Below are 1,963 nucleotides of genomic sequence, written 5' to 3'. Positions count from 1 at the left end.
GCGGACGCGGTCCTCCCGGGTGAAGGCGCCCTGCGAGACGTCCCTGCCCATGTGTCCTCCCGACAACCGGCGCGGTCGGGATCCTGCCGTCCCGGCGGTTGGCCGCTCGACCTTCCGGCGGCGGCCCGCTCCACCAGGTAGTCGTGCAGCGCGGCGCTGCCCCGCAACCGGCGCAGGCTGCGGGCGTGCAGGTCCTGCTCACGGCGGGCCAGCTCGGCGCGTACCCGCTGGGCGCTGCCGGTGGTGCGCAGCTCGCCCAGCACCGCCTCGATGATCTCGAACGGGTAGGCGCCCCGGCGCAGGAGCGCGACGACCTGCGCGGCGCGCAGCTCGGTCTCGTCGTACACCCGGTAGTTGGTGCCGGGCGCGCGGCCCGGCCGCAGCAGCTCGCGGGCCTCCCACAGGCGCAGCTGCGAGGTCCGCACCCCGACCAGGGCCGCCACCTCGCCGATGCGGACGCCGCGGCGCTGGGCCGGCCGGGTCGCCGGCGGGTTGGCCAGCACGGTCTCGAAGGCGCCGAGCACGCGGCGGATGTCGGCGCGTTCGCGGTCCAGCTCGGCATGGCCGCCGTCGAGCGCCGCCAGGGCCGCCGGCACGTCACCGCCGTGCACCGCCGCCATGATCTCCCGGGTACGGCCCCAGCCGTGCCCCTCGGCCAGCCGCCGGGCCACGGTCAGCGCGCGGGCGTGTGCGGTCGTGAAGATCCGGTAGCCGCTCGCGGTACGCCGCACCGGCGGCAGCACGCCCTCCTCGACGTAGTTGCGCACCTGCTGCACCGAGATCCCCACGGTGGCGGCGAGGTCCACGGCCCGCAGGCGATCCTTCGGCCGGGCGCGGGCAGCGCCGGCGGGCAGATCTGCTTCACCGGCGACGTCCCCGGCCTGCGCCGCTCGGGCACCCTCACCGGGCGGCACCTGGACCACCGGGTGAGGGTGCGCGACGAGGTACGCCGACCGACCGGGCAGCTCGGCATCCGCCACGTCGACCTGCACAACCTGCGCGACGTGGACGTGGACATCCCGCTCGGCGTCCTCACCGTGGTCACCGGCGTGGCCGGCTCCGGCAAGAGCTCGCTGATCCACGGCTCACTGCGCGGCCGGGCCGGTGTGGTGATCGTCGACCAGTCCCCGATCCGCGGGTCACGACGCAGCAACCCGGCCACCTACAGCGGACTGCTCGACCCGATCCGTACCGCGTTCGCCAAGGCCAACGGCGTCAAGGCGGCGCTGTTCAGCGCGAACTCCGAAGGCGCCTGCCCGGCCTGCAAGGGCATCGGGCTGATCTACACGGACCTGGCGATGATGGCCGGCGTGGCGAGCGTCTGCGAGCGGTGCGCGGGGCGGCGGTTCACCGACGAGGTCCTCACGTACACCCTGCGCGGGAAGAACATCAGCGAGGTGCTGGCCATGTCGGTCACCGAGGCGTACGGATTCTCCCCCAGCGGGCCGGCGCACCTCATCCTCCACCGGCTGGTCGACGTCGGGTTGGGCTACCTCAGCCTCGGCCAGCCGCTGACCACCCTGTCCGGCGGGGAGCGGCAACGGCTCAAGCTCGCCATCCACCTGGCGGAGAAGACCAGCACGTACGTCCTCGACGAGCCCACCACCGGCCTGCACCTGGCCGACGTGGACCAACTGCTGGCCCTGTTGGACCGCATGGTCGACGCCGGCAACACGGTCATCGTCATCGAGCACCACCAGGCCGTGATGGCCCACGCGGACTGGCTCATCGACCTCGGCCCGGGCGCCGGGCACGACGGCGGGCGCATCGTCTTCACCGGCACGCCGGCGGACCTGGTCGCCCACGGCGACACCCTCACCGCCACCCATCTCCGCGAGTACGTCCACAAGCCAGCGGAGCTGCCCAAGGGGTGACGGGTCAGCGGTGCCCGGGACGCGGCGCCTGACGCCGCACGGCGTGCGAGCGAGCCCGACGGCGCGGGCGGCCGACGCCAGCGGTGGGC

Annotated in this window: 1 protein-coding gene and 1 pseudogene; one reads left to right on the top strand and one right to left on the bottom strand. The window is 74.4% G+C overall.

The genetic code is table 11. The features are described from left to right. The coding region (locus tag ABZU53_RS31675) for a MerR family transcriptional regulator (RefSeq protein WP_355069247.1) at positions 1-767 on the bottom strand (767 nt) is incomplete at its 3' end. 54 nt (positions 768-821) lie between these two features. On the opposite strand from ABZU53_RS31675, the pseudogene ABZU53_RS31670 reads away from it, so the two are divergent. Continuing rightward, positions 822-1,874 (top strand): annotated as a pseudogene (locus ABZU53_RS31670) (ATP-binding cassette domain-containing protein); the annotation flags it as partial. Between the last annotated feature and the right edge of the window lie 89 nt (positions 1,875-1,963).

The organism is Micromonospora sp. NPDC005194, from assembly GCF_040608335.1.
Classification (GTDB): domain Bacteria; phylum Actinomycetota; class Actinomycetes; order Mycobacteriales; family Micromonosporaceae; genus Micromonospora.
Note: the sequence above shows the minus strand (reverse complement) of the source record. Positions and strands in the feature narration are given on the sequence as shown.